The 2,073-nt window shown below is 51.3% G+C and carries 3 protein-coding genes; 1 reads left to right on the top strand and 2 read right to left on the bottom strand.

Annotated elements, in window-relative coordinates; translation table 11 throughout:
• A partial coding sequence (locus tag ACOSYY_RS10525) for a hypothetical protein (RefSeq protein ID WP_421662295.1) occupies positions 1-185 on the bottom strand: 185 nt, incomplete at its 3' end.
• Between the two features lie 174 nt (positions 186-359).
• The gene (locus tag ACOSYY_RS10520) at positions 360-902 is read right to left on the bottom strand and encodes a prohibitin family protein (RefSeq protein WP_421662294.1); all 543 of its coding nucleotides are present in this window, start codon (positions 900-902) and stop codon (positions 360-362) included.
• Between the two features lie 432 nt (positions 903-1,334).
• Here ACOSYY_RS10520 and ACOSYY_RS10515 point away from each other — a divergent pair.
• Positions 1,335-2,073, top strand: a 739-nt coding sequence (locus ACOSYY_RS10515; protein WP_421662293.1) for a carbonic anhydrase, incomplete at its 3' end; no start/stop codon positions are given.

Genomic DNA, 2,073 nt, shown 5'->3' with positions numbered 1-2,073 from the left:
CCTCCCAATTCCACTTTGTGAGGAGCAAAATGCGCGCTGGAAGGCTCATATGCCTGCTCCTTCCAGGCATTAAAATCAAAGGTGGTGTCCTTTTCGACGTCTTTCATGACTTCTAGAGGAAATATCGGTGTGGCTGTGCAGGCCGCCAATAAGACACCCATCGCGAACAGGCCTATCGTACGCATGGTGCATCTCCTTTCTGAAATCAACCGAAGTAGAGAGTAAAAGTCTCGTTTCGCCCGCTTGAATACATTCCAATGGGACCGCAGCGCATGCCTGATTTTCACTGCCGGCACGGAGATCCCCATATCACAAAGACGTCGGCTCGAATTCTTATTGTTCCCTTTCTGTTCTTTCCCTCATTTGCGCGGGACGGAGTCCAACACAACCTTGGCCAGTTCGATGTCACCCATTGTGACGCTCCCCACTTGGACATGACGGTCTTTAAGTTTTTCCGCCACCACAGACTCCACCTCGCCGGCGATTTCAGAACTGTGCTCCAGAATAGTGGCCATGGGATAGTGGGAAACGACGCTTCGGATGGCGGCCAGCAGCTCCCGTTTGGCGATGCGAGGATAGAAATCCGGCCCGATCTCCTTGACCAAGAAATACAGCTCTTCTGGAATCGGCCTCATGAGAACGACGGTCTTGAGCATGATCGGCAAGTTGTCTGAGCTTAGAACATCGACTGTTTCGGTGTATCTGCGCCATCGCACGTTGTACAGGTTGATTTGGTTCCAGGGTGCCCGCCAATACGACCCGCTTTTAAGCGTTTCTGAGGCCAGACCTTCAGTCAGGGGATACCAACGCAATCCCCGTTGACCAGGTTGGACAGTGGTCGAGCAGCCTTGCAATACGAGCACTGCAGCGACAAGAAGTATGGCCCTCGTAAGATGACGCATGGCCCTATCCTCACCGGAATATGGACGGTCGATTGCCCTAGCGAGATTCCGATCGTTTGACGAAACAGTTTTCATTCTGGTGTCCAGTCGCGTCTTTCATAGATCCTTGCTTAACGGCCATGACCTCTTTGCCTTTGCTTGTCGGCTCGGAGTTACTGAGGTTATGGAGCAAGATACGCACCCTAACAGGCTGAATTTCATGATACTTAAATGACTGTTTTTATTGACTAAAACTCCGTATCAGGCTGAATCCAACATGCGACAGTCGGATTGATTTATAAATTCGCACTGTGTACACTGTGCTATAGCGCTCGTTTTGATACGCTCGAAGTAGTAGCCGAAGCCTTACGCTAACGGGCGCTTGCGTCTCCGTTAAGGTTTCTTCATTTGTAGTTGATAAATCCAGGCTATGACATAAGGAGGATATAGATCATGCCAAGATCCACCTTGCGGAATCCGGCAGCCGCAATTGTCTCGTTGGGCAATAAGGCATTGGTGAGTATTGCGATTCCAAGCGTAGCGGTAGCGCTTGCCTTGTCGCTACCGGCATGGCTGCACGCGGGAGAGACAGGGCAGAGCGCATGGGGCTATGATGGCATTCGTGGACCGCATCAGTGGGGCAAGCTCGGGCCGGAATCCTCTCTCTGTGAAAAAGGCATGAACCAATCACCGATCGATCTGTTACGCACCCGCAAGACGGCGCTCGACGACATTCAGTTTTCCTATAGAGATGCTCCGTTCCATGTGGTGAATAATGGACATACACTACAAGAAGTTGAACCGCTTTCAGAAACGGCCAAGTCTCGGTACCCCAAACATGGCCAGACGGTGCTTCATTTTGACAAGGACAGCGCGATCGTGTTCGACGAAGACGTCTACTTGCTTGAACAATTTCATTTCCATACTCCGAGCGAGCACACGGTCGACCATAAACACTACCCGATGGAACTGCATCTGGTGCATCACAACGAGCGGCATGAAGTTGCTGTAGTTGCTGTCTTTATGGAGGAGGGCAAACACAATCCGTTTTTCGAGACCTTCTTGGAGCATGCCCCCGCCAGGGTCGGAGAAGTCTCCGATGACCATGACCATACCGTCAATCCGATAACTCTCTTACCCGAACGGCGCTCTTATTACCTATACTCGGGATCCTTCACCACTCCACCCTGTT

This window comes from Nitrospira sp. BLG_2, from assembly GCF_049222245.1.
Note: the sequence above shows the minus strand (reverse complement) of the source record. Positions and strands in the feature narration are given on the sequence as shown.